The 25,547-nt window shown below is 44.1% G+C and carries 24 protein-coding genes; 3 read left to right on the top strand and 21 right to left on the bottom strand.

The annotated features are described in order from the left end of the window. Positions 1 to 191: 191 nt before the first annotated feature. From HCJ66_RS13550 to HCJ66_RS13525, 8 genes are all read right to left on the bottom strand, one after another. Positions 192 to 743, bottom strand: a complete 552-nt coding sequence (locus tag HCJ66_RS13550) for an RNA 2'-phosphotransferase (RefSeq protein ID WP_187133615.1) — start codon at positions 741 to 743, stop codon at positions 192 to 194. Next, on the bottom strand, positions 740 to 1,096 hold the full coding sequence (locus HCJ66_RS13545) for a hypothetical protein (protein ID WP_187133614.1): 357 nt from the start codon (positions 1,094 to 1,096) through the stop codon (positions 740 to 742). The genes HCJ66_RS13550 and HCJ66_RS13545 overlap by 4 nt, the downstream gene beginning before the upstream one ends. Positions 1,097 to 1,110: 14 nt before the next feature. After that, positions 1,111 to 3,018: an RHS repeat-associated core domain-containing protein gene (locus HCJ66_RS16230; protein WP_343069016.1), complete on the bottom strand. Its 1,908-nt coding sequence runs from the start codon at positions 3,016 to 3,018 to the stop codon at positions 1,111 to 1,113. Between the two features lie 74 nt (positions 3,019 to 3,092). After that, complete coding sequence (locus HCJ66_RS16225) at positions 3,093 to 4,619, bottom strand: hypothetical protein (RefSeq protein WP_343069014.1); 1,527 nt, start codon at positions 4,617 to 4,619, stop codon at positions 3,093 to 3,095. 24 nt (positions 4,620 to 4,643) lie between these two features. Further along, on the bottom strand, positions 4,644 to 8,009 hold the full coding sequence (locus tag HCJ66_RS16220; protein ID WP_343069013.1) for a hypothetical protein: 3,366 nt from the start codon (positions 8,007 to 8,009) through the stop codon (positions 4,644 to 4,646). Further along, positions 8,006 to 9,754 (bottom strand): DUF6531 domain-containing protein, encoded by a 1,749-nt coding sequence (locus HCJ66_RS16215; protein ID WP_246438684.1) that lies wholly within the window; start codon positions 9,752 to 9,754, stop codon positions 8,006 to 8,008. The genes HCJ66_RS16220 and HCJ66_RS16215 overlap by 4 nt, the downstream gene beginning before the upstream one ends. A 114-nt stretch (positions 9,755 to 9,868) precedes the next feature. Next, positions 9,869 to 10,801 carry a macro domain-containing protein gene (locus HCJ66_RS13530; RefSeq protein ID WP_187133613.1) on the bottom strand — a complete coding sequence of 311 codons (933 nt, stop codon included), beginning with the start codon at positions 10,799 to 10,801 and terminating at the stop codon, positions 9,869 to 9,871. After that, entirely contained in the window at positions 10,794 to 11,387 is a 594-nt protein-coding gene (locus HCJ66_RS13525) for a DarT ssDNA thymidine ADP-ribosyltransferase family protein (protein WP_187133612.1), read from the bottom strand. Before HCJ66_RS13525 ends, HCJ66_RS13530 begins: the two co-directional genes overlap by 8 nt. Positions 11,388 to 11,565: 178 nt before the next feature. Here HCJ66_RS13525 and HCJ66_RS13520 point away from each other — a divergent pair, with 178 nt between their 5' ends. Both HCJ66_RS13520 and HCJ66_RS13515 read left to right on the top strand, forming a co-directional pair. After that, entirely contained in the window at positions 11,566 to 12,903 is a 1,338-nt protein-coding gene (locus HCJ66_RS13520; protein WP_187133611.1) for an AAA family ATPase, read from the top strand. Beyond that, positions 12,904 to 13,560: an RloB domain-containing protein gene (locus HCJ66_RS13515; protein WP_187133610.1), complete on the top strand. Its 657-nt coding sequence runs from the start codon at positions 12,904 to 12,906 to the stop codon at positions 13,558 to 13,560. Between the two features lie 100 nt (positions 13,561 to 13,660). Here HCJ66_RS13515 and HCJ66_RS13510 read toward each other — a convergent pair whose 3' ends face one another. The 10 genes from HCJ66_RS13510 to HCJ66_RS13465 form a co-directional block, all read right to left on the bottom strand. Continuing rightward, on the bottom strand, positions 13,661 to 14,155 hold the full coding sequence (locus HCJ66_RS13510; protein ID WP_187133609.1) for a GNAT family N-acetyltransferase: 495 nt from the start codon (positions 14,153 to 14,155) through the stop codon (positions 13,661 to 13,663). Beyond that, on the bottom strand, positions 14,152 to 15,264 hold the full coding sequence (locus tag HCJ66_RS13505) for an iron-containing alcohol dehydrogenase family protein (RefSeq protein WP_187133608.1): 1,113 nt from the start codon (positions 15,262 to 15,264) through the stop codon (positions 14,152 to 14,154). Before HCJ66_RS13505 ends, HCJ66_RS13510 begins: the two co-directional genes overlap by 4 nt. 6 nt (positions 15,265 to 15,270) lie before the next feature. Next, positions 15,271 to 16,314, bottom strand: coding sequence for a sensor histidine kinase (locus HCJ66_RS13500; protein ID WP_187133607.1), 1,044 nt, complete (start codon positions 16,312 to 16,314; stop codon positions 15,271 to 15,273). Between the two features lies 1 nt (position 16,315). Further along, positions 16,316 to 18,046: an adenine deaminase gene (gene ade / locus HCJ66_RS13495; RefSeq protein ID WP_187133606.1), complete on the bottom strand. Its 1,731-nt coding sequence runs from the start codon at positions 18,044 to 18,046 to the stop codon at positions 16,316 to 16,318. Between the two features lie 37 nt (positions 18,047 to 18,083). Further along, positions 18,084 to 18,530 (bottom strand): hypothetical protein, encoded by a 447-nt coding sequence (locus HCJ66_RS13490; RefSeq protein WP_187133605.1) that lies wholly within the window; start codon positions 18,528 to 18,530, stop codon positions 18,084 to 18,086. A gap of 119 nt (positions 18,531 to 18,649) precedes the next feature. Next, entirely contained in the window at positions 18,650 to 19,516 is an 867-nt protein-coding gene (locus HCJ66_RS13485; protein ID WP_187133604.1) for an NAD-dependent epimerase/dehydratase family protein, read from the bottom strand. A 13-nt stretch (positions 19,517 to 19,529) separates the two neighbouring features. Continuing rightward, on the bottom strand, positions 19,530 to 20,207 hold the full coding sequence (locus HCJ66_RS13480; RefSeq protein ID WP_187133603.1) for a response regulator transcription factor: 678 nt from the start codon (positions 20,205 to 20,207) through the stop codon (positions 19,530 to 19,532). Positions 20,208 to 20,264: 57 nt separating this feature from the next. Further along, positions 20,265 to 22,244, bottom strand: coding sequence for an FtsX-like permease family protein (locus tag HCJ66_RS13475; protein WP_187133602.1), 1,980 nt, complete (start codon positions 22,242 to 22,244; stop codon positions 20,265 to 20,267). After that, on the bottom strand, positions 22,231 to 22,998 hold the full coding sequence (locus HCJ66_RS13470; RefSeq protein ID WP_187133601.1) for an ABC transporter ATP-binding protein: 768 nt from the start codon (positions 22,996 to 22,998) through the stop codon (positions 22,231 to 22,233). The genes HCJ66_RS13475 and HCJ66_RS13470 overlap by 14 nt, the downstream gene beginning before the upstream one ends. Before the next feature lie 138 nt (positions 22,999 to 23,136). After that, positions 23,137 to 23,613, bottom strand: a complete 477-nt coding sequence (locus HCJ66_RS13465; RefSeq protein WP_425489674.1) for a hypothetical protein — start codon at positions 23,611 to 23,613, stop codon at positions 23,137 to 23,139. A gap of 128 nt (positions 23,614 to 23,741) precedes the next feature. Here HCJ66_RS13465 and HCJ66_RS13460 point away from each other — a divergent pair, with 128 nt between their 5' ends. Further along, positions 23,742 to 24,080: a DUF898 family protein gene (locus HCJ66_RS13460; RefSeq protein WP_187133599.1), complete on the top strand. Its 339-nt coding sequence runs from the start codon at positions 23,742 to 23,744 to the stop codon at positions 24,078 to 24,080. A 49-nt stretch (positions 24,081 to 24,129) separates the two neighbouring features. On the opposite strand, the gene nadS is transcribed toward HCJ66_RS13460, so the two are convergent. The 3 genes from nadS to HCJ66_RS13445 form a co-directional block, all read right to left on the bottom strand. Further along, positions 24,130 to 24,459 carry a NadS family protein gene (nadS, locus tag HCJ66_RS13455; protein ID WP_187133598.1) on the bottom strand — a complete coding sequence of 110 codons (330 nt, stop codon included), beginning with the start codon at positions 24,457 to 24,459 and terminating at the stop codon, positions 24,130 to 24,132. A 12-nt stretch (positions 24,460 to 24,471) separates the two neighbouring features. Continuing rightward, positions 24,472 to 24,822, bottom strand: a complete 351-nt coding sequence (locus tag HCJ66_RS13450; protein WP_187133597.1) for a hypothetical protein — start codon at positions 24,820 to 24,822, stop codon at positions 24,472 to 24,474. A 110-nt stretch (positions 24,823 to 24,932) separates the two neighbouring features. After that, positions 24,933 to 25,493 carry a molybdate metabolism regulator gene (locus tag HCJ66_RS13445; protein ID WP_222717509.1) on the bottom strand — a complete coding sequence of 187 codons (561 nt, stop codon included), beginning with the start codon at positions 25,491 to 25,493 and terminating at the stop codon, positions 24,933 to 24,935. Between the last annotated feature and the right edge of the window lie 54 nt (positions 25,494 to 25,547).

Genomic DNA, 25,547 nt, shown 5'->3' with positions numbered 1-25,547 from the left:
AATGGGGAGGTTCCTCTTTTTTGTTGCTTTAAATCTCTTGTGCCGCAAGGCTTAGGAGTTATGAAATTAGTTCAATTATGTATTTACTAAGAAGGCTATATTAGCCCTCTTAGTATCTTGGCTTTCAGTCCATCTGTTCCAATATCTTAGAAACTTTTCTGAAACTCAATTTTCTCTATACAATATAAATACTAATCCATAAATAAAATACAGGTACTAGGAATACTATCTGAAAGCCAGACTAGTTCATTTCCAAAATAGAATTTACTTCCTTGATTACCGGCTTTTTTAGTATCAATTTTTAGTATTATTGGAGAAGAATTTTTTCTTGTTCCAACTAAATGAGCAGTATTTATGTCTTCAGATAGATGGACATATTGTCTTGCTTTTGGAAGTAGCCCATTTTTTCGTATATCATCTATAAAGTCTGGAGATGTTCCATGATACAAATATATTGGTGGCTCAGCCTCCTCTTTTTTTATTGTACCCGGGATGGAGTGTCCATAAAAAGCTCTTATCTTGCCTTCAATAATTTCATGCCTTTTTTTAGGGGAATTAAAAATCATTTTTTCAATATCTTCTTGTTCAATAGCTTGACACCCATCTATTTCCCTCAATGATTGGAGTAACGGTTCTATTGGAGTGAAACCTAGATCATCGAGTTCTAATTCATACTCCCAAGGGGCATGTCGCAATGCATAAGATATTTCTTTACTCAACTTCGAATATTCATTGCTATTCACTCTATCCCCTCACTTTTATTAAAATCAATCATTTCACGAACTGCTTCTTTAACCCACATCCACAAATCTTCAAATTCGCCTCTTTGCTCATATCCTTCTGAAGAAAAATCATGGATTAATTGAACCGTATTTCCTTTGCCAATCTCAAAACACGCAATATCATCATTATCGTCCCTTTTGGCAAACGGGATTAGCTTTCTATTAGGATACCTTTGTTTTAAATCAAAATATCTTCTTGTTGCAACATCAGCATCTAATAGGTACCAAATATCAAAATCAACCATATTTAGCTCTACAATTTTTTGAAAAGACTCAGGATATACATAAATATTGGAATCCATCAAATATGACATACTAAACTTCCTCTCTATTTCATTTTCTCTAATTCATAAGAACCCATTGGATTATTATTTCTGAATCCAGCGTTTTGTTTTTGAATCCTTAATTCTAAGGCCTCTCCCCATGTTTTAGAGACACCTTTCTTAGTAGTAAATCTATCTACCATATCCGCTGGCAATAAGTCATTAAAATTTCTAATATTAGCCTTGACTTCTATACCCGCAGCTCTAGCAGCTGCTACCCTTGTATTATCAATTGTTGTATACATACCATCTGACATTTTGACCACATCAATCGGATCGCCATTCCATCCTTTCTCTTTCATGCTTTTTATAATTTCTGCTGATCCATTAACCGAACTTTGACTAAACCTAATTTTCGATGGGTTAATACTCTGCGCTTGTGAATTAGCAATTATAGGAGTTTGTTTCTTATATACACCGCTACCCCAAACACCTAGATAACCTAAACTCACCATTCCCACTGAACCAGCATAGGCAAATTGCTTTTTCTCCCATTCTGTTAAGACTTTTCCATTGAATGGATTCACCCCTGTTTCGACTGCTAACATTTGTTTCATGTAAATGTCCATCAAATCAGTACTTATACCGCCCGAACTTGTCGTCACGGTGCCATTTTTCACAGCCGCCGTGTAGGCTTTCGTTGCTGCTGCATTTTGTTGCGGCGTATTACCTGGTTTCGATAGCCAATAGGTGCCGTCATCCAGTGGACTCTTCTGATAATCAGAGAAGTTATACGAACTGATGGCTTGTGTATTTTTACATACGGCTTGGTACGCTTTCTTCTTTCTAGCTTCTTCTGCTTTTTGTTTCGCTTTTTTCTTGGCTGCTAGTTGTTTTTTTACCGTTGCTTTGATGGCTTTTCCTGTGGCTTTGACATAATTGAAAGCTTTTCGTAGTTGTTTGATACCTGCTTTCTTGATGGTTTTTACAATATGCTTCACTTTTTTGGCTACTTTTTGTACTTTTTTCAGTGCTACTTTTGCCTTTTTATAAACCTTTTTCGCCACTTTTTTGATTTGTTTGATGGATTTCTTAGCAGCTTTTTTGAATTTAGCAACGGCGCGTTTGACTTTGGTGACTGCTTTTTTAGTAGCTCGTTTTATTTTTTTGTAGACTTTTTTAGCGGCTCGCTTGATTTTCTTGATGACGCGCTTCACTTTTTTGACGGTTCGCTTGATGGCTTTCTTGACTTTTTTGATTCCTTTTTTAATACTTTTCTTGAGTTTTTTCGCGGCTTTTTTGGCCTTTTTCTTGAGTTTCTTCGCTTTTTTCTTGAGCCAATTCATGAAGTGACCGCTCGGGTCGCTATAAGAATTCGGATTGTTGCCTCCGTAAATGTAGCGGTTTTGGCTTCTTGGGTCGTCTAGGGCGCCGCGGTAGCTATCGGCTTGTAGGAAACGACCGGTGTTGGTGTCGTAATTCCTTGCGCGTAGGTTTTGTGTGTCGCTTGTGTCGTGCATTTGCGCGCGGTAACCGATTTGGTTGGCCATTGGAACTGCTGCGATGGCTGTGCCGTAGTCGGTGTAATCGTAATCGGTGCTTTCTTCGCCGTCGGATGTCGTTGCGATGTCTGTCAAGCCATTTTCGTGATAGCTTTCATCTTCGGTGCCGAGGATTTGGTCGTCTTCGCCAAAACGGTAATCCGTGCTGGTTTCTGTTGTTTCGCCGTTATCTTCGGTGGTTTCGTCTAGTTGCGCGACTTGGGTGTATTCTTGGGTTAGATCGTTGATGTAGCGAATTGTTGTGATGGCTTGATATCCAACAGATTTGGTTGTTTCTGTTGTGCGCTCGGTGCTTGTCGAGCTGTTGCCATCGCTTTCTTTCAGCTCGGTTTTACCTTGGATACCGTCTTTGGTTTTCGTTGGTGTGCCTTCTTCGGATGTCGTTGTTTTTGTGCTGTTGTCTTTCGTCACAACGTCAGTACCTTCTTCTGCGATCGGAGAGCACCCTTCAAAATCGCCAGACGCGCGTTTTTCGAGTTGTTTGGCTAGGCTCTCGGTTTTCTCTTTTTGCTTCGTTGTCGTGCCTTCTGTGCCGTTTTGCCTGGTGTTACTTTAAGTTTGTCTTTGGCTTGTTTGTCGTTGGTGGTGATCCATTCGCTGAGGGTGCCTTGGACTTCTTTGGTTTTATCGGTGATGGTTTCTTTGCCAATCCGGTTGCCGAATGCGTCATAGCTGTAAGTCGTGACGTGGCCTTCGTTGTCGGCGGATTGGATGAGTTGGTTTTCACCGTTGTATGTGTATGTTTCTACTTTACCACTTCTTAAGGCTTTTTTGGTAATGTTTCCGTTTTTGTCGTGGGTGTAAGTCGTGTCGGCGTCTCCATCGGCTTGGATCATCGCGAGGACATTGTCGTCATCGTAATAGTAGTCTTCGATGGTTTTTTTGCCGTTTTTGACGCGTTTTAGTTTGGTTCGGTTGCCATTGGCGTCATAGATGTACGTGATGACTTCGGTGTTTTTGCCTGCTTTGATGGTCGTGTCGATGAGTTGATCGTCGGCGTCGTAGGTGTGGGTTTTGACTTGTTTCGTCCCGTTTTGGTTGATCGTTTCTTTGCTGACATTACCATTTTCATCGTAGACGTAATCGAATGACGCGATGACTTTGCCAGACTTGTTGCTGGTTTCGACGTGTTCGGTTTCGCCAGTCGCGGAGTAACGGTACGTTGTTTTGGTGCCGTTGCTGTAGTGAATCGCGAGTGGTAAACCGTTGGCGTCGTAGTCGTAGGTCGTTTTCTTGCCGTCTGCTTCGATGACATCGGTTAACTGGTTCGAGTCGTCATAGCGATACGTCACGCGGGTGCCGTCTGGGTAGATCAATGCTGTTTTGCGCCCGATGGTGTCGTATTCGTATGTCAGCGTTTCGCCATTGGCATCTTTGACCGCTGTTACATCACCATATTTGTTGTACGTGAAGGTCGCTGTGCCGTCTTTGGATGTGGCGGTTTTGATGTCGTCGTTCTCGTCGTAGGTGTATTTGTAGCCGCCTCCGTCGAATTGTTGCTCCACCAGATTGTTCAGTTCGTCGTATTTGTAGGTGGTCTTGCTACCGTCTGGTTTCGTTTCGGATTGGAGTGAACCGTCGAGGCGATACGCATATTTCTCCGTTTTGCCTTCTGGTGTCACTTCTTTGACCATATCGCTGCGGTCGTTGTAACTGTATTTCGTCACAAAACCTTTCGCATCTTTAATCTCCGTCAGATTATCCACTTTGTCATACGTATACGTCGATGTCTGGCCTAATCGATTCTTCGCCGTCGTCATCCGATCCAGCGCATCATATTTGAACTGTTCTTTGTTGCCTTTCGCATCCGTGGTTTCCGTTACGTTCTCGTTGCCGTCATACTTCATTTTCGACGTATTCCCACGCGTATCTTTCACCGAATCCAACAAGCCACGCGCATCATAATGATACGTCGTCACCGCATTTGTCGGGTCTTTCATGCTCACTACTTGGTCGTTTTTGTTGTAGCGGTATTCGGTGCTTGCTTTCAGCGGGTCGGTTTCCTTCGTCACATTTCCCTTTTTATCATACGCATACTAGTACGCCTGATTTCCCGGGTCAATCATCGACGTCACGTTGCCAACCTTGTCGTACTGCACTTTCGACTCGTTGCCGCGCACATCTCGCATCGCCGTCACGCGATCCAATTTATCATACGAATAGCCGACCGACAGTTTATTCGTATACGTAATCGCCGTCAAACGCTGCGTTTTATCATACGAATAACGCGTGATTCTGCCTTTCGCATCTTTTTCAGACGTCTGCTGGCCAAATTTATCGTACGTATAGCTGACCAAGTCCTTCTTCGACTGATTATCACTTTCCGCGGTCAAATCACCGAACTCGTTGTACGCGTAACTCTGCTTGTAGCCAATTTCATCCGTTTCCGAAAGCAGTAAATCGTCGTTATCGTACGCGTATTTTGTCGCCTTACCGTTCGCATCGATTTCCTTCAACACATTCCCACGCAAATCATACTCAAATTTGGACGTAATTCCCGCAGGCTCTTTCGCCGTCAAAATGTTATCCGCATCGTCGTACGTGTAAACCGTCGTGTTCCCGCGCTTATCTGTCTCCGCCGTCAAACGACCAGCCGCATCATAGCGATTCAGCAACTTAAAGCCAGCCGCGTCAATCTCGGTCGTCAAACGTCCCAGCGGATCATACCCAAACTGCGTCTCATTTCCTTCCGCATCGGTCTGACTCGTCACAAGCCCCGTCGCGTCGAATTTCTGCTGCGTCACGCCGCCATTTTCATCGACAACTTTGATCACGTTCCCGTTCGCGTCATACGTCACGCTCGATACAGCGCCCGCCGCGTCCGTCGTTTTCACCAAGTCGTCGTTGCCATTGTAGCCATAGCGCGTCGTCTCGCCGAGCGGATTCGTCTCCGTCAGCATATTGCCTTCCGCGTCATACGTGTACGCATATTTCCCACCATTCGGCAGAATTTCCGACGTCACATCGCCGCGTTTATTGTAAGCAATACGCTGCGTCGTGCCCTCCGGATGTTGTTGCGCGACCAATCGATCCGCCGCATCATACGCATAACCCGTCTTATTCCCACGCACATCCGTCTCGCCAACAACGTTTCCAAACGCATCATAGTCATACGTTTCGCTCCGTCCTTTACGATCCGCCACGCGCGTCACATCGCCAATTTTATTATACGCATAACTTTCCTTTTGTCCCGTATTGTCTTTTTGCTCCAACAAACGATCCATTTTATCATACGCAAAAGTGGAAACCGTACCATCGGCGTTTTTCTGCGACACGACATTATCCGCCAAATCATAGTCATACGTCGTTTTCCGACCAATCGGATCCACGCTCTCCGTCACATTGCCACGCACATCATACGCATACGTCGTCTTGTTCCCAAGCGTATCCACAATCGCCGTCACGTCGCCCGTCTGGTTATAATCGTACGCCGTCTCGTTCCCATAAGGATCAATTTCCGCCGTCACATCGCCATTCTTGTTATAGCGATACTGCGTGATATCCCCCGTCGGCGAAACCTCCGTCGCCACCAATCCAAGCGCATTATACGTATATTTCGTCACGTTACCTTCCGCATCCGTCTCCCGAATCACGTTCGCTTCCCCGTCATAAGCAAGCGTCACCACATGCCCATTGCCATCCGTAATCCGCGTCACATTGCCAGCCGCATCATACACATAACGCGTTTTCGCGCCCATCTCATCCGTCTCCGTCTGCACCTGGTCCAGCTTATCAAACGCGTACTGCTTCACGCCACCAGCCGCATCACGCTCCGCAACCACACTGCCATTCGCATCATAATCATACGTCGACACACGCCCAGCCTCTTTCAGCTTCGTCGTATTGCCGTTCGCATCAAACTCATACTCCTGCACGTGCCCTTCCTGATCCACAAAACGCGTAATATTCCCCATTTTGTCATACGTAAAGGCTTCCGTTGTGCCATCCGGATACGTAATCCGCGTCACATTCCCGTCCGCATCATACGCATACGCCGTCACGTTCCCCAACGGATCCGTTTCCGCCGTCATATACCCCGATTTCGCGTCATACACATACGTCGTCTTCTGCCCGTCCGCCGTCTCCTCCGACAACTTCTGACCAAGCGCATCGTACACATAACGAATCACAGCACCATCCGCGGCCGTCGCTTTCACAACCCGATTCAGCGCATCATACGCGAATTTCTCCTTGTTTCCAAGCGGGTCCATCTCACTCATTTTATTCCCGTTCCCGTCGTACGCATATTTCGTCACGCCACCCATCGGATTCTTCTCCTCCGTCAAGCGACCCAATCCATCATACATATACGCCGTCTTATTCCCATTCGCATCCGTCTCACTAACCTTGTTCCCGTTCGCGTCATAGCCATAAACCGTCACGTCACCGCGCGCATTCGTCTCCCGCGTCAATTCCCCACGCGCATTCCGCACATACGTTTCCTTACCACCATTCGCATCCGTCACCGCGCTGAGCATCGACAACGCATCATACGCATACACCGTCACATTCCCACGGCCATCCGTTTCCCGCACAGGATTTCCAGCTGCGTCAAACACCGTTTTCGTCGTCACCCCATTCGCGTCCGTTTCCGAAACCAGCTGCCCATCCGCGTTGTAGGCGTACTTTTCCACCCCGCCATTCGGCAAAATAGACCTCGTAACGTTGCCCGCCGCATCATATTCATACGTCGTCACCCCGCCAAGACTATCCGTTTCCCGCACAAGTTGATTTTTCCCATCAAAAGTCGCCGTTTCCGTTGACCCATCCGGATAAACCGTTTTCGTCACATTCCCGTTCGCATCATTCACAAACGTCGTCTTATTTCCCAGCTGATCCACCGAAGCAACCAACTGATTTTTCCCATCATACACGTTCTCCGTTAACGATCCATCCGCGTATTCAATTTTCGTCGTCTGCAAGCGCTCATTAAAATAAATCACCTGCTTATTCCCATTAAAATCCGTCGTCGTCGTTTTCCCGTTCGCATAAGCAAGCGTCGCAACATGCCCCTCGCCATCCGTCTGCTTCGTCACACGACCATCCGCATCAAACACGTTCTCAATCAACAATTTCCCGTCATGATCCTTATAAGACGTCATGTGATGCGCATCATCATACTGATACGTCACCCTTTTCCCCGTCTGATCTACGAGCTTCGTCAAATTCCCGTCCGCATCATACGAATACGCCAATTTGCCACCGTCCGGCAAGGTAATCTCCTTCAAATGCCCCTGCGCGTCCCACGCAAAGTTGAGCACCTTCCCAGACCCCGTCACCATCTTCGTCAAATCCCCATCCGCATTATACGAATAAACCGTCACGTGCCCCGCCTGATCCGTCACCTTCAAAAGCTGCCCATTCGCCGCAAAAAGCGACACATCACCAGTCTCCGAATTCACGACCTCAAACTCCCGCCATCCGCACGCGTTAACATCACCGTGCCGTCTTCCAAGAACCCAAGCTGATCCGCCAAATTAAACGTCCAGTTCCGCCCCATCGGACTATCCTTACCTTGCCCCATCGAATTATACGTCCGCGTAATCGTCTGCTCCTTATCAAAATCAAACCACTTCGCGTCCTCCATATCATAAAGCAAATTCCCACTATCAAAATTAATCGGCTCATATCCGAACGTACAATGCTTGCCACGCCCAACCGCCAGCGCATCAAGTCGCATCTTATCCGCCGTAGAATATGTCGCCGTCTGATACGCCTTACCCGCATTCTGTTGCGGATTCCGAATAAACACCACATTCCCCTGAACCAAGAGCTCATCCTTCATATTATTATCCAACATAAACTGCGACCGCTTGTTCGAAATCCCGTAAAACTTCAACAAACGCGGCAACGAGTCCATCCCCGTTACCCGATAAATCTGAAACGTATCATACTTCTTGCTCGCCGACTCGTTCCCGTCCTTAATCTCGGCCTCCACTTGGTATAAATGATTCTCCTTCAAAGCCCCCTTCAAAAGCATCGTATTCGTTTGCCAATTACTCATCAACTCACGATACTCCTGCGTCAAATTATTCAGCTTCGGATAATCCGGGAACAAATAATCCCGCCCAATCGACGGATCCGTCCCGCTAAACGTCACCTTATTTTTATCCGACGTATCGACAATTTTATAATTAATCTTCGCATCCGGACGACCAACCCCGTCCATACCAAGCGCCGTAAAATCAAGCATGCCATCATTATTCGCACTCACAAAAGGACGCAAATACAACGTCGTATCTTTCAGCGGCATATCCGCATCAATCGGCGGACGCTCGCGGTGCTTAAACACCACATACGGCGACTCACTCGTCACACCAGATTTCGGCGCAGCAAACACATCGGCCTGCGAATACGGCAATTCAAATCCATTCACCTTCGCCGTTTTCACCAGAATCCCATTATTTTTCCCGCCATTCACCCAGTCCTTCGCGGCCGTCGTAATATCAAACGAAACCCGACGATTCGCATCATCAATCCCGCCAATATACGTCTCATGACCATCTAGATTCGCAGGCGGACCATACGGAAAACCGAGGCTCTGAAATTTGCCATACGTCAGGTCATCAATCGCCCCAACATCCTTCGTAATCCCGTGCGCTTCGAACTGGCGCTGAATCACTTTGCCATTGCCATCTTTCGCACGATCTCCCCAAAAACCTTCCGTTCCACTTCTAAAAAGAGAAAGCTCCGCCGATTCAATTTCGCGGTTCGTCCCAATTTTTTTAATCTCACTATCCGGAACCTTCACAACACCATACGTGATAAAATGAGCCGCGCCAAGCGTTCCCGAGTTATTCCCATCATCGTATCCAATATACATATACGGCTGAAACGAGTACGCCACATCATCCCGATACTGGCGCAAACTCGTCGCCTCAATCCCATTCGTAATCTTCGTACTCACAAACGAAACCGCGACCTTCGCAAGGCTTCCCGTCACATTCGCCGTACTAAACGCCGCGACCTCGAGCTTATAGCCATCCGCCGTCTTCACCGATTTCGCCGACAACGTATCAATCACAGAACCAGTCTCGTCTTCCAAAACAGGACTTGCAATCGCGCTAATCAAGGTTTTGCCACGATAAATAAGCGTCGCCGCATGTTTCGCGTCATCTTTCAGCGTCACACCATCCGGAACCGTCAAATCAAATGATTAATATTAGTTGTACCTGCCAATATAAAATCTCAATGTAAAAAAAGCTACATATCATTGTTCGATACATAACTTCAGAAATAATTTGCATATAAAATTTTATGTTTACAAATAATTAATTACCCTTTCGTGGAAAACATTGTAGCTGAGTAGTCCCTCATCTATTAATTTATTAATCACATCCTTATCAAAACCATTGCTACTTTCACTGTATCTACTGGATACACAATTAAGCTCAATTACCATAGTTTGAAGCGTATTCTTATCAAATTTATTAACCAGCCTACTCACTTCAGAAATTAATTTATCATTTTTAGCCTGTGATGTCTGAATCATATTACTGATTAATTTATTTTTAATCAAGAGTAACAGCTGCTTATTGTCGCCAATGTTATAGTAATCTTTCAATGCCCTTATTCTCTTTATTTCTGCATCTAGATTTACAACATCGAATCGATTATTACTCAATATAGCTGATAACTCCATGGCTATTTTTAATTTTGCATAGTTAAAAGAATTAATTTTTACTGCCATTTCTAAAATAAAGATTGTACTATAGCTACTTTGAGGTTCCATACTATTTTCCTTCACCGATTCTGAGGGCTCGTATACTTCAATTAAAATATCATCAGAAAGGCTACTTAATTTATCCGTAATCACTACTTTTACATTATTCCAATCCAATCCCCCATTCCCGCTTCCCAACGGAGGAATTGCTATAGAATTGATTCCCCTAGCAACTATTTCTTTTTTTAATGTTTCTAACCCTTCCTGTATATATTCTATTTTTGATTTTTGTCGCCATTTATTTTTAGTAGGAAAATTAACAACTATTTTATCCTCTCCATAAAAAAAATGAAGTTTTCCTGGAATCAACTCACCACTTTTACACAAATCCTTATACTCGCTTTCCATGACAGGGAATTTTTTCTTAAATTGATATGCTAGCCCTTTTCCTAGATATCCTTCACAATTAACTGTATTCACGAGGGCACTTGCTGCAGAATCGAATATATTACCAGTTACGTATTTAATCACCGTCTAACCATACCCCCTTGTTAATGTGAACACCACAGTTACTATATTTTTCAGAAAGGTTTGCATGAATTTTTTCATTGCACCATATAGCAGTGAAATCATTCTTATCTACTTTGTGTTTACTGACACATTCAGCCATTTTCACGTGCTTAACATCCTCTTTTTCAAACCATTCGACCTCTTCATTTTTTACGTTCATATTCATTATATCCCATTCTATAGCTTCAATTCCAGCATCATATGTTAAAAGTTCAAACTCTCCAGATAATGGATGTTTAGGTATAATTTCAAAGCCTTTCCGCCTCGCCAACTCTCTCTTTACTGTTATATATACAAAGTTTTCAGCGCCATATTTATTTTTAACAGCTACATCAAAAGCACTGTAAGGATGGAAATGAAAAAGAACAAAATTATCAAGACTATTTTCTTTCCTTTTGGATAATATCCCCTCATCTGCCACATCTTCAAAAGAACACTGAATTTTTTTCACATCATTTCTAGATAATAGTCCATTTTTCATAATACTAGCCAAGTTATCTTTATGTGTAAGATGATATAATAGCTTTCCCGTTTTAATATCCCCCATAATTAAGCCCCCTCAATTTCTTATATCAAACATTTTTATCTTTATTATAGCATTAGAAGGATTCCATTCCAAACATTTCCACATTGTTATACATTAATTCTATTCATATAACCTTAATAAAGAATTAACTGCCTACTCCCATGATATAATAAAACAAAAAGACAAGGAGTCGAATCCGATGTTTTCTAAAATAACTATCAGCAATTTCTTTTCCATCCACGACCAAGTAAGCCTGACGCTCGATCACAGCTACAGCCCGGCCGATATTTTCAACCAAAACACCCTCTACACCTACTATGATAATCAGAAAAAGCGCAGCATTCTAAACGGAGCAGTCCTATACGGCGCCAACGCATCCGGCAAAACAAATCTACTCTACGCCTTCGAATTCATGCGCACCATGACCCAAAAAAGCCATACCTACACCGAAAAAACAGATTTTGATATCACGCCCAACGCCTTCCAATTTTCAACAGCGAAAGAAACCACCAGCCGCTTCACCATCACCTTTACAGAACCCAACTTCCAGGAAAACCAAGACATCCAATACACCTACGAACTCGCCATCGACGCGGGCACCCTAGAAATCCAAGAAGAATCCCTAACGTACAAAAAAATACTCAAAACAACATTATCCAAGCCAATTATCGTTTTTGAACGCCTAAAAAGCCAAATTCCCAAAAAATGCACCCAACTAAAAAGCCTTTTTATCAAAATCGAGCAAGAAAACATCACGTACAAATCCATCCTATCCATGCTCATCCACGACATCAATAAAGCCTATTTCAGCAAAGAAACCGCGTCTCTAGCCTATAAAATCGTCGAAAGTCTGGCAACCGAAGTTACCAAAGGCTTCCAAACCAAACAATTCGATGGCAATTCCCTAGAAGCATTCGCCGAACAAATCAACAAAGACAGCGGTTTCAAAAAAGAAATACTAGAAACCCTTTACGATTTCGATTTTGCGATTCAAGATTTTTCCGTCACCGACATGACCGATAATCTCGTCGAATCCATTGAACAAGCCACTTTTTCCGATGAGGTCAAAGCCCAACTCATCGCGACGACGAAAAAAAACCGACGCTTTGAAATCAGCACCGCGCATATCGTGGACGACGTGAAATACCCGCTAAGCATGAGCATGGAATCCGATGGCACCAAGAAATTCCTAGAAAGCTCGATCCGACTTTTCGACGCGCTGCAAAACGAAATCCTGTTTATCAGCGACGAATTCGACAACAAATACCATACGAAAATCCAAGAAGGCCTGCTAAACAAATTCATCCATCAAGAAAACGACAAAAAAGCGCAGTTTCTAATCGCTTCCCATAATCCGCTTCTGCTAAATCCCGATCGTTTCGCCAAAGAACAAGTCATTTTCATCCAGAAAGATCGCGAAACCCAGGCCAGCGAAGTTTTCAGCCTCAGCGAATTCCATGAAATCACCTACGACAACCACAATTGGACGAATCTCTATTTAGACGGTCGTTTTGGAGCCGTTCCGGAGGTGTTTTAAATGGCTCGTGAAATCAGGAAAATCGTCCACCTCTTCATACCAGAAGACAGCGGTGGCATCAAACCAAACAGCTGCGAAGCCCACTACTTCAAACTACTTTTCCAGCGCAGACTGAAAAACTACCAACTAAAAATCTACACACACGCCCAAGAAACTAAATTCAAAAAAGCGCTGAAATTCAGCGCCCATCCCGATGATAAATTTTTCATAATAACCGATCTAGATTTCACAGAAGACCGATCCAACCTCCGATACGTCAAGAAAAAGATTCGCAATCTCGCCGCTCTCGGAGAAAACGCCCAACTATTCGTCTCCGGCCGCAGTTTCGAAGTCTGGCTCTGCATGTACCACGGCGTATACACCAAACGCTTCATCTCCCAAAACGCCCTCAACAAAGCAGTCGCCCGAGACTACACAAAAAAAGAGCGCTGGTACATCAAAGAACGCGGGCGACTCTACAACAATTTGAAACCAGCCAGCGCCAACGCAAAAAAATCCCGACGCATCATCCTGTCAGGCGGCTCGCGCGACCAAAAACGCTATGTAACAGAACTTCCCGATTTCAACGATGAAGCCCTGCTCGACTATTTTATTGCTCGCGAAACCTTTACGTATGTGGATTTGTTGGTGAAGGAATTGCAGCATTTGAGTCGGTGATAGGAAAGTTAAAAGTGGAGAACCCTATACCTGGATTTCTCCACTTTTAACTTTCTGAACCATTTGAGCATTATTTATAACCGCTAAATAAGATTCATCCTTAAACCACATCAAAACTCGCTGGATAACGTACCACTCCCGACGGAATCTCTTCCGCCAATGAATACACCATAAAATTCACATCCGGAACTTCAAACGGCGCCGCGATTTGGTAGTTTTTCGCTAATTCAAAGCCGAATCGCGGATAATATGTCTCATGTCCCAAAACACTAATACAGCTATAATTCGTGTTTTTCGCCTTAGCAATCCCAGCCTCAATCAACCGTGCGCCAATGCCCCGCGACTGCCATTCGGGTTTCACGGCAACCGGAGCCAACACAAGAATTCGTTCCTCCCCGACAAAACACTCGCTCAGTAGACTGTAACCAATGACTTCCGCACCATCCTTCGCAACGAGCGCAAGTTCTGGCAAATAGTGCTTGGAAGCCACAATCGCATCCACTAAATCAGCTTCAGCAGGCGTCGGAAAACTGGCCTCCAACACGTCACGAATTCCTTTTGCATCTTCAGCTTTTGCCACCTCAATCAAAATCATGAGGCATGCATCTCCGCGCGTAGTTTTGCTATTAAAACTTCTAAATCTTTCATTGCATCGAAAACTGTCGTCGCCGTGATTTCGCCTGGCATCAAATGAATCGTCTCATCCGCTATCGTCGCGCGTTCCGCCACCTGCTTTAGCGCCTCATCCGATAAACCGTCCAGCCCCATATCAAGCAAACACGTTGGCAATCCCAATTCCTCATAAAAACCACGCAATGTCGCAATCTCGTCTGGCCGATTCTCAATCATCAACTGCACAAAAACACCATATGCCACCTTATTCCCATGCAATAAATGATGTGTCGCGTCAAGCACTGTCAACGCATCATGAATCGAATGCGCGCCAGAAGTCCGGCCGTAATCATCACCGAATCCGCCGACCATGCCACCAATCATAATATTCGTCTCAACCACCTTCACAAACGCCGCACTCAATTTCCCGTCACGCATCGCCTCAAGCGCGCCAACGCTCGATTCCAGCAGAATATCCCGACACAATTTTGCCGTATAATGTGCAATATCAATCGCAACAGACCGTTCTGTGAGCTGCGAAATAATCACGTCCGCCTCATACCATTTCGCCAGCGTATCCCCGATTCCCGCGACCATCAATTCAATTGGCGAGTCCAAAATCACCGCTGGATCAAGCAATACCAACGCATTACTCCGCGCAAAAATATCATATTGCAACATCTCGCCACGCGTATCATACATCACACTAAGCGGCGTCCAAGCAGCACATGTCGCCGCCAACGTTGGCAAAATCACGACCGGCATCGCCAAATAAACCGCCACTGCCTTCGCTAAATCCGCAATTTTCCCACCTCCAACACCAATAATCGCGTCCACATGCCCCGTCTCCGCAAGCACCGCCATCCGGTCCCGCTCCTCAAACGAACATTCTCCGCCATACTGCTCAAAAATCGCGTCCACACCAGCCAATTCAGGAAAAGATCGTCTCGCCTTCTCCCAAGACACACCACCATGAATCACCAAAACCCGCTTCAAACCGCGGCGTTCCAAATGCTCACCAAGCGCATCCCAAGCACCAACCCGACATTCAAATTCCTGCGGCGCACCGCGAACAATCAAATTTTTCTCCATAAGTCCTCAGTCCTTTGCAATTAATAAATAATCCTCTTTTTGCTGGAAGGTAAGCACGATTTCCGTACCAACACCATGCTCCGACGAAATAGCGATTTTATGTCCAAGCTTACAAGACATCTGGCGCGCTAAATAAAGCCCCATTCCCGTCGCTTTTTTCTCCATCCGCCCAATCATTCCAGTAAAACCTTGCTCAAACACACGCGGCAAGTCCTCTTCCTTAATCCCGATTCCATTGTCCTGAATATGTAGCGCCACCGTTCCGCCAGAAGCACTCACATCGCACCAAATCTTGATTTCGCCTCCCGCATCCGTATATTTCAGCGCATTCGTCATCACCTGATCCAAAATAAAACCAAGCCACTTACTATCGCTGCGAACATCCGTCTTAATCTCCGCCAAATCCAGCTTCATTTTTTTTGAAATAAACAGCTTCGAATGCCGCTTCACACACTCACGAACGACAGGTCCGAGCGCCATTTCCTGAATAAAATAGTCCTTCGCAAACGTGTCTAATCGCGAATAATAAAGCGCCTGCATCACGAGTCGATCAATCGAATCCAGCTCTGCCTCCACCCCGCGATAAATCGTCGTAGGATCATTCAAATCTGGATTATTAATCAACATTTTACTTGCCACAATCGGCGTCTTCACCTCATGCACCCAATACAAAATAAAATCATGATATTCCTGCTGCTTATCACGCAATTTCGTCAGCTCTCGTTGCTCCTCCAGATGTTTTTTACGCATCAATTCATTGAAAAAAGCCTGCTCACGCGTCCGCGGTTTTGGCAATAATTCCAGAATATTTTCCTCGATTTCGCCATCTACCAATTCCTTCATTTCATTCCAATACGTGCGTTTAAACGAATAACCGAGCACCAAATACGCGATCAAAAACAGCAACATAAAGACATACAAATAAATAATATTGCCCAGCGTCAACTGACTATTCGGATCAACCGCAAGTAACACACCAATAAAAAACATCACGACCACAAAGAACAGCAAGAAAAACTTCTTATCGCGCACATAGCTCCACCAATTCATGTTAAACCTCCACTTCAATAAATCCAAACTTGTTAAAATCAAATAACCCCTGATCCGTCAACTTCAAATTCGGAATAACTGGCAATGTCAAAAATGATAACGTCAAAAATGGATCAAAACCTTGTTTCGCACTCACATCACGGAAAGCACCATTCAAACGTCCTAACTGTTGCTGAATCTCCTCATACGGTTGCACACTCAAAAGTCCTGCAATCGGTAACGCCAGATCCGCCGCCACTTTTCCGTCCTTCACGACTGCGATGCCGCCACCAATTTTTGTAATATGTTCGATTGCCGCCAGAATATCTGCGTCCGTCGAACCTACCGCTACGATATTATGTGAATCATGCGCGACCGTCGTTGCAATCGCGCCATTTCTAATGCCAAAACCTTTCACGATTCCGACACCGACACACCCTGTGCCCTTATGCCGCTCGACAACAACCATTTTCAGCTGATCCGCTTCGACTGATGTCTGGAATTCGCCGTCCTGCACCGTAACTGTCTCTACCAAATGCTCCGTAAATAAGCTATTCGGTTGCATCCCGATCACATTCGCCGTATTTTTCACCATCTCAAGCTTCAAATCTTCACGCTTTAACGAATGCCTGATCGCTGGTGATACAAATGCACTATCTGTTTTTTGGAACAACGCTTCGACACGCAAACCATCATCCACAACAACCTGACCTCGCTTCATCACCTTCGTAATCGTCACCGTTTCCAAATCACGCAAAAATAAAATATCCGCCTGATATCCCGCTGCAACAGCACCAAGGTGTGGCAACTTATGACACGTCGCAGCATTTATCGTCGCCATCTGAATCGCCATCACCGGATCAATCTCGTTTGCAATCGCGAGCCGTATATTATAGTTAATCGAGCCCTCTTCCAACAAATCATCAATCAGTTTATCATCCGTGCAAAAACAGAAACGATGACTATTCTTCGGATTCACCGCCGGCAACGTATGTATCATATCACGACCAACCGTACCCTCACGAAGCATGACGAACATCCCAGCGCGCAACCGATCCATCGCCTCAACCGCCGTCGTACTCTCATGATCCGTCCGAATCCCGACAGCCAAATAATTGTTTAAATCCGCCTTAGAAAGTCCAGCACCATGCCCATCAATCCTACCACCATGCCGTTCCGCGTCCACAATTTTTTGTAACATATCTTTATGACCTTCCGCTACAGAAGGAAAATCCATCACTTCCGCGAGTCCAATAACTTTTTCATGCTGATAAAGCGCGCGTAAGTCACTCGCATCAAGCGTTGCACCATTATGCTCAAACGGCGTTGCAGGAACCGAAGACGGTAGCATCACATACATATCAAGCGGCGACTCTTTTGCATCATCCAACATAAACTCAATACCCTGCGCACCCGCCACGTTCGCAATTTCATGCGGGTCCGTCACAATCGTCGTCACACCGTTCGGCAATAACACACGCGCAAATTCAGAAGGAGGCACCATCGCGCTCTCCACATGCACATGCGCGTCAATGAAACCAGGCACAATAAACTGGCCCCTCGCGTCAATGATTTCCGCCGCATCATCAAAGTCACCAATCCCAACGATATAACCACTCTTAATCGCGACATCGCCCTCCATGATTTCACCCGAAAAAACATTCACAATCCGGCCATTTTTAATCACAATATCCGCTGCAGCACGCAAATCACTCACCGCAACCCTTTCTTGCAATTGCTTTACTTTCCGCATCAACGTTTCCCCCTTTCACGTCTCACTCGGCTTTACCTCACCGAAAACCTTCGTCCGCCAAATAACCATCCGCCGCTTCACGAGAAGGGAAAATTGCCTCTAAATGATCGTCCGAATAAATCGCCCACATCTTGTTCTCATAACGCAAAATCACGACCGTCCGATACGCATCACGAAACGCTTCCTCGTAACCCTCTTCGAACTCATCCCCATCCGTACTCAAAAACGCGATCGCACCCGTAATCAACTCACGAATCTCACTTTCCGTCGCCTCACGAATGTTAATAAAGCCGTTCTTGTCCGCATCATCCAAATAAGGCGCATACACAAACGCATTCCCATTCGGATGCAAATGATTGACCGCAATTCTTTTCTCACGCACACTCTCCGGGAAATGATAATTAATCCGCCCCATCGAAACGGGATGTGCCTCTAGTTCTGTATATTCATCAATAATATTCTTTTTTTCTTCAAAGGAAAGCATTCCTTCGTCACATCCTTTTTCTCATTTTTCTTCACTGCCTTATTATACACTAAATCCACTGACAAAACGCGGAAAAATAAAAACAAGCGCCTAACCATCAGACACTTGTTTTCGCATGCTCATATTTTTGCATTGATTAATTCTGGCAACCACTCGTGTAAATCTTGAAACGCAAATCCTGCTTCTTTCGCCTTCGTATTATCCAAGTAATACGTCTTTTCTACGCCAAAAGGAGAATCATCATTATCCTCAGTATTCTCTTCCACGATCGCGGTTTTTCCAGTCGTTGTCTCGATCAAGTTCATCAATTCAGACAACTGGTACACCGAATCACTCGCCGCATTAATTGGCCCAACAATATCTGACTTCGTGCCGACCCAACATAAGAAATCCGCCGCTTCATCCGATGAAATAAAGCCCATTTCAGCGTCCTCATTCGGCATGCCAATCTCTTCTCCCGCCTGCACATGCTTGATATGAAACTCGAGTCTACCCGTGTAATCATCCTCGCCAAGCACAATCGGAAAGCGTACCGCTATCACAGGAAAGTTCGCTTTTTGGAAATAAACCGCCTCCGCCAAACGTTTCCCTTCCCCATAATCAAAATCTTCGCGCGAACCCGTCACAATTTCATAATGAAACGGATCAAAATCAGCTTCCACTAGCGCTCGGTCCCGCATCCGATATACCGAAAGCGATGACGTATATACATACTTCCCAACCTTATCTCGAAAAGCAGCGATTGAATACAACGCATCTTGTGGCGAAAAACAAATATTATCATAAACAACATCCCACTGCTCCTGCGCCAAACAAAACAAAGCCTCACGCGACTCCCGATTCATCGTTACACGTTTCACCGTATCGCCAAAATCATCCGCCGTTTTGCCTCGCGTCGCAATCGTCACATCATGCCCATCCGCAAGCAATCTCGTCACCAATTTCTTACCAAAAAAACGCGTTCCACCAAAAACTAGAATTTTCAAACCAAGCACTCCCTTACTCGATCATGTATCCCTGACCTTTTTTAGTTGTAATAAAGTTTACCAAGCCGATTTCCGTCAACTTTTTGCGAATCCGAACAACATTCACCGTTAGCGTATTATCATCCACAAAACTCTCGTCCTCCCAAAGCACACGCATGATCTCATCGCGACTCACAATTCGACCTTTTTGCTTCAATAACTCATATAAAATCAAGAATTCATTTTTCGTCAATTCCACTTTTTCATCGAGATAAGTCAGTGTATTGGTGTCGATATGCAGGAAAACATTATTATGCTCCATCACGTTCGGCTCCTCAAGCTCCACATACGAATACGTGCGACGAATCAGCGCATTAATCCGCGCCATCAGTACATCCAAATCGACCGGTTTTTCAATATAATAATCCGCGCCCATGTTCATGCCCATAATCTGATCCATCCGCGAATCCCGCGACGACAAGAAAATAATCGGCACATTCGACACCTCGCGAATCTGATTACACCAATAAAACCCATCAAAATACGGCAAATTCACATCTAAAATCACCAACTGCGGCTCCACTTCCAAGAACTCATTTAAAATATTATTATAATCAGCCACAACCGCGACCTCAAATCCCCATTTTGACAAGTGTTTCTGAATCGTATCACGAATAACGATGTCATCCTCAACTATATAAACCTTTACCATGCTCATCTCTCCTTCGCCTCACTCCATTGTACAGAAAATTCGGCCACCATTCAAACGTTAATCATCACCACTTGCCACCATCTTCGTATACGTATTCACACAAACAAAATAGTAAACAATGAAAAACACCGTATAAATCGTCGTACTAATCATAACCGGCGCGCCAACACTATATAGTAGATTCACCGACAGACCAATCAACGCCGCGACACTATGACAAATCCCCAAAATAAGCGGAATCAAGAACACCGGCAACACCTGTTTCGCGATAACAGAACGAACCTCTTTCTGGCTCATTCCCAACTTCTGCAATACCTCGAACCGTGGTTTCTCATCCACTGCCTCTGTAATCTGTTTGAAGTAAATAATACTGCCTGTCGCCGCAAAAAATACAATCCCAATAAACATTCCAATATACAAAATAACACCGATAAGCGTACTCATCATATGATAATTTGAATAAAAGCTCGACATGCTAAGGTTATACATATAAGGATTCCCGCCGATTATTTTTTGGATCCTGTGATCTAAAACCTCCGCCCTATCCTCATTTGTCACCTGGAAAATATCAATATGCTTTGGCATCGTTTTCTGACTTATTTCCCGATAAATCCTGTCATTCACGACCAAAGTGGAAGAAACCATGTCCGTATTAAACACCTCATGATTATAAACAGCCTTTATTTCCAAGCTATATTTAACTGGGTTATTCTTAAAAGTCACCATATAAGGGTCCTTCATCCACAAATCGGCGCGCTGCTTATTTTCAAATCCACCAACCGGACTAAGAAAAATAGCCTTCCCATCCGCTAAATACTTTATTCGCTTCGAATCATTGTCTAATTTCGTCGCCAATCGATTGTAATCCGACAAGCCCATCACCGAAAATTGAGACATCCGTTGATCCCTATAAGGAATGCTTTCATCAACTTTATCAATCACTTCCCCCTTAAAAACATCAACTGCTTCATGATACACCAACGTATGCGACTTACTTTCTCGAATAGCCTCCAAAATTTCCTCTCGCTCCGTCTCCGTACTCCAAGCCGTCTGATAACTATTGGGATTCGAGCTCTCCGCAAAAGAAATAATATTCGTATAAAAGGAACTCAGCGTGCCAATAATCGTTAACGTCGTCGCGCTTAGTACCGCAATCATCGTCAATGTCCCCGCCGTTTTTTTCATGCGATACCGTAGCCAAGTAAGCGTTAAAATATTCGTCCCGCTATAGAAAAAGGACTTACGCAAAAATAATTTATAAACAATATATGGAAACAAAAAGCGCAATACTAGCCACGTTCCCAAAATCACGCCAAATAGGACAAACAACATCGACGCAAAGAAAAAATTTTCCGTCCAAAAAATAGAATCTTCAATAGGCCTCGTCGCTAAAAAATAACCAAATCCAATCAAAAGGACACCAACAATCGATAACGTAAGCGAGCCCTTCGCAGGATTTTTTTCCCGAACATCCGCTTTAAAAAGTTCGACCATACTATGCCGGTATACAATCCAGTACCCATTTGCCGTCGTCACAATCAAAATAATTCCGAATACGAGCATGGTAGACAAAATCGCAGACACCGAAAACGTGAAACCACTATCAATCGACAAATCCATAATCCGAAATAACAACATCGAAAAGAATTTAGAAAAGAAGACCCCGATCACAATACCCGAAACGACAGCCACAACATGCATCATTAGGTTCTCATAAAAAATAATCCGCCCAATCTGCGCTTTACGCAAACCAAGCAACGAATAAAGTCCCAACTCCCGCTTCCTGCTTCGCGTAAAATAATTACTAGAATAAAAAACAAAAAAGGCCACAAATAAAATCAACACAATTGCAGCGGCCATAAATACGCCCTGACCACCGATTTGCCATTTGTCAAAAATCACACCGATACTTTTCGTGTACGCCAAAGAAACGAATGTAAAATAAATCAACACGCTCAAAATCAAAGATCCTAGATACATCGAAAACTGGCCGAAATTTTTGCGCATATTCGTAAAAGCAATATTAAATAGTGTCATTCAAACCACCACCAAGCATTGCCAACACATCCAAAATCTTCTGGAAAAACTGCTTCCGAGTCGCCGTCCCGCGATAAATCTCCGTGAACAACTCCCCATCCTTAATAAACAAAATTCGCTCACAAAAACTCGCCGCAAACGCATCATGTGTCACCATCATAATCGTCGCATTCCGCGCTTCCTTCGCCTGCACCAAACCCTCCAACAAATTCGTCGCAGCCTTCGAATCAAGCGCCCCAGTTGGCTCATCCGCAAAAATCAGCGCAGGATTCGTCACCATCGCCCGACTCACCGCCGTCCGCTGCTTCTGTCCACCAGAAACCTGATTCGGATATTTCGCCGCCAAATCTGAAATTCCAAACTGACGCATCACCTCAGCAACACGCGTCTCCACCTCACTCGGCTTCACTTTTGAAAGCGACAACGGCAATGCGATATTATCCTTAATCGTCATCGTATCCAACAAATTATAATCTTGAAAAATAAAGCCCAATTTATCCCGTCTAAAAATCGCCATCTCTTTCGCACGCATATCCTCAAACGATTTTCCAGCGATTTCAATACTACCAGAAGTCGCTTTATCAATCGTTGACAGCACGTTCAATAACGTCGATTTTCCAGCACCACTCGGGCCCATCACCCCGACAAATTCACCCTCATGAACCTCTAAACTCACACTATTTAAAGCAGGAAAAAGCGTACTTTTCGAGCCATATACTTTTCTCACATTTTTTGCTTGTAAAATAACACCCATCCACTGAAACCTCCGCTCCAAAATCTCTCTTCATCCATTGTACACTAAAAGCCATTCTATGCCACCTGACCCTGAGACGTAGTTAGAAAAAAGCCTTTCCTGATGATACTACATCCATCAAAAAAGGCTCTACTTCCTTTATCCCTTTGTTTTATACAATTCCATGCATTCTTTAATCAATATTTCCAAATCTACAAGTGGCATATTCACATCCGCGGCTACGATATCCCACGCCATTTCCTGCTGATCCTTGATTTTCGTATAAACCAACATTCTACCTTGTGAAAAAAGTTTAAACGAAGGTATTGTAACCCGAACTTCTTCCACCCGATTCCAAGCTTGAAAATCCCCACGATAAGCCATTCCTTCTACGGAAAGTTCTAGCGTCGGCGATAGATTAAGCAATCGAAATAATGGCCGCAAAACAATAAACCCAATAAAAATCAGTAAAATCAGTTTTTCAGTTCCATTCACTGCCTTCACATGATCAAAAATAACATATAATAATAATCCAATCGCAATCCACAACAGACTGCTCGAAATAACTAACGTATGATTCACCTTAAACTGTGCTTTTCCCCCACTTGCAATCTTCTCTGCAAAATTTTCTGTCAACATCAAAACCTCATTTAAATTTAGACTTATCTTTATTGTACCTTGAATAAAACAAGAAAGATAGGGCTAATCTAGACAATTTTTCGATTTTTGCGTTAAAATAGACCTATACGGAAGGTGGTTTAAATATGGCTCGAGAAGATTTTTATGAAACAAAGAACGGAAGAACTTCTTTTTTTGACGGCGGCTTACTGCAATTTATAGGTTGGAGTATCCTTGGAATCCTTGTGACTGTCGTAACGCTGGGCATTTGTTATCCCTGGGCGTTGACGATGATTTACGGTTGGAAAATCAATCATACCGTCATCGAAGGCCGCCGGATGCAATTCAACGGCTCCGCATTTGGCTTATTTGGAAATTGGATTAAATGGCTGCTACTTATTATTATCACGCTTGGCATCTACTCCTTCTGGGTCTTCATTAAGCTAGAAGATTGGAAAGCACGGAATACAACGTTTGCAAATTAATTTATGCATTAAGAAAGGCCTCGAGTTTATACTGAACTCGAGGCCTTTCTTAATGCATAATCGCTTCATTTTCTATCGTGAGCTCACCCATAAATACTTCTGGATTCGCGTCAATTAACTGCAAAAGGCGTGATGCTGAGCCATTTGGATTATTTCGACCGCTCTCCCACGCTTCCACCGTTTTGACAGAGATACCCATCAATTCAGCAAAAGCGCTTTGCGTAAGCTCCACTTTTTGACGAAATGCCTTGATGTCTTTCGCTGTATAGGTTGGAAGTTCGGTAATCATGATTTTCTTAGTACGTGCTTTCTTCGTATTGTCCGCGTGAGCAACTGCCTGTTTCAGCCCTTTTTCTAGAGAATCAAATAGTTCCGTCATGTCCATCACTCCTCATGCAAGATATAATTCCTTCAATTGAGATACAAACTTACCGAGATACTTGAGCTGTGCGTCGGTAAGGTTATCCGCCTCGCGCTTATTGATCAACGTTATCAGCAAAATCAAATGATGGCTCTCGATATCCACATAAAAAATCCGAAATCCTCCACTTTTCCCACCTTTTGCATCTATCTTAGAATAGCGCAACTTTCTAAGTCCATTCGTATACTTGAGAACAACGCCTTTCTTAGGTTCTGACAGCAATATTTGCTCGACATTGTAGTAATCTTCGCTCGTAAATCCTACCTTCTTGGTGCTAGTATCAAACTCATCAACATAAACAAATTCTCTGGTTAGATGCATATTCTTCGTCTCGCTTTCTTTTAGTATACCCTACCTAATAGGGTAAGTCAATTTTTTGTGTTTCCTAACTATACTAAAGAAGCTCCCCCAGAAATCTTGTCATTCCCCGCTTACATCTGACATCTCTTACACCAAAGATCTGGCAATACAGATACATATGTCTTATCAAATGTCATCAAATCATACAACATTTTGTCATAATAGCCGAATTCGTCCTCATGTCCTAAAAGATCATTCGTCGCTTTCATCCGACCAAGAGCATCATGCGCCATGTCTTTGAGCGCCGGAATAATATACCCTGTGATTTTAATTTGTCCAAATGCACTTGCCAGAACAACCTGATCCGACTGCCAAACATCGTGCTCACTCGCCGCAACCAATTTAGCAAGTGAACCTTCATCCATGTCTTTCGGAGGGAAATACGTCATGCCCCACTGATCCTCCACAATATGCCGTGGAAAATCGGATAAACTGATTCCCTCAACCTCCTTATCTTGAAAAAATTCCTCCAACGCAATCAATACATCAGCGCCCTCATCACTTCCAAACGGCGCTTCCTCGTCCCCACAATCGAAATAAAAGTCTGATTTAAAATGCGCCACAAAATGCGGATGGCTCGTCTTACGGTCTGGCCCAACTTCTGGATCATCAAAATACATATCAATTGCCATTCTATTCGTCTCCTCTTCACGCTTCTTTTGTGATTCTTTATACAATCCTATTCT

It is taken from the genome of Paenilisteria portnoyi, assembly GCF_014322795.1.
Lineage (GTDB): Bacteria > Bacillota > Bacilli > Lactobacillales > Listeriaceae > Listeria_A > Listeria_A portnoyi.
The sequence above is the reverse complement of the archived record's forward strand: the minus strand, read 5'-3'. Positions and strand labels throughout refer to the sequence as shown.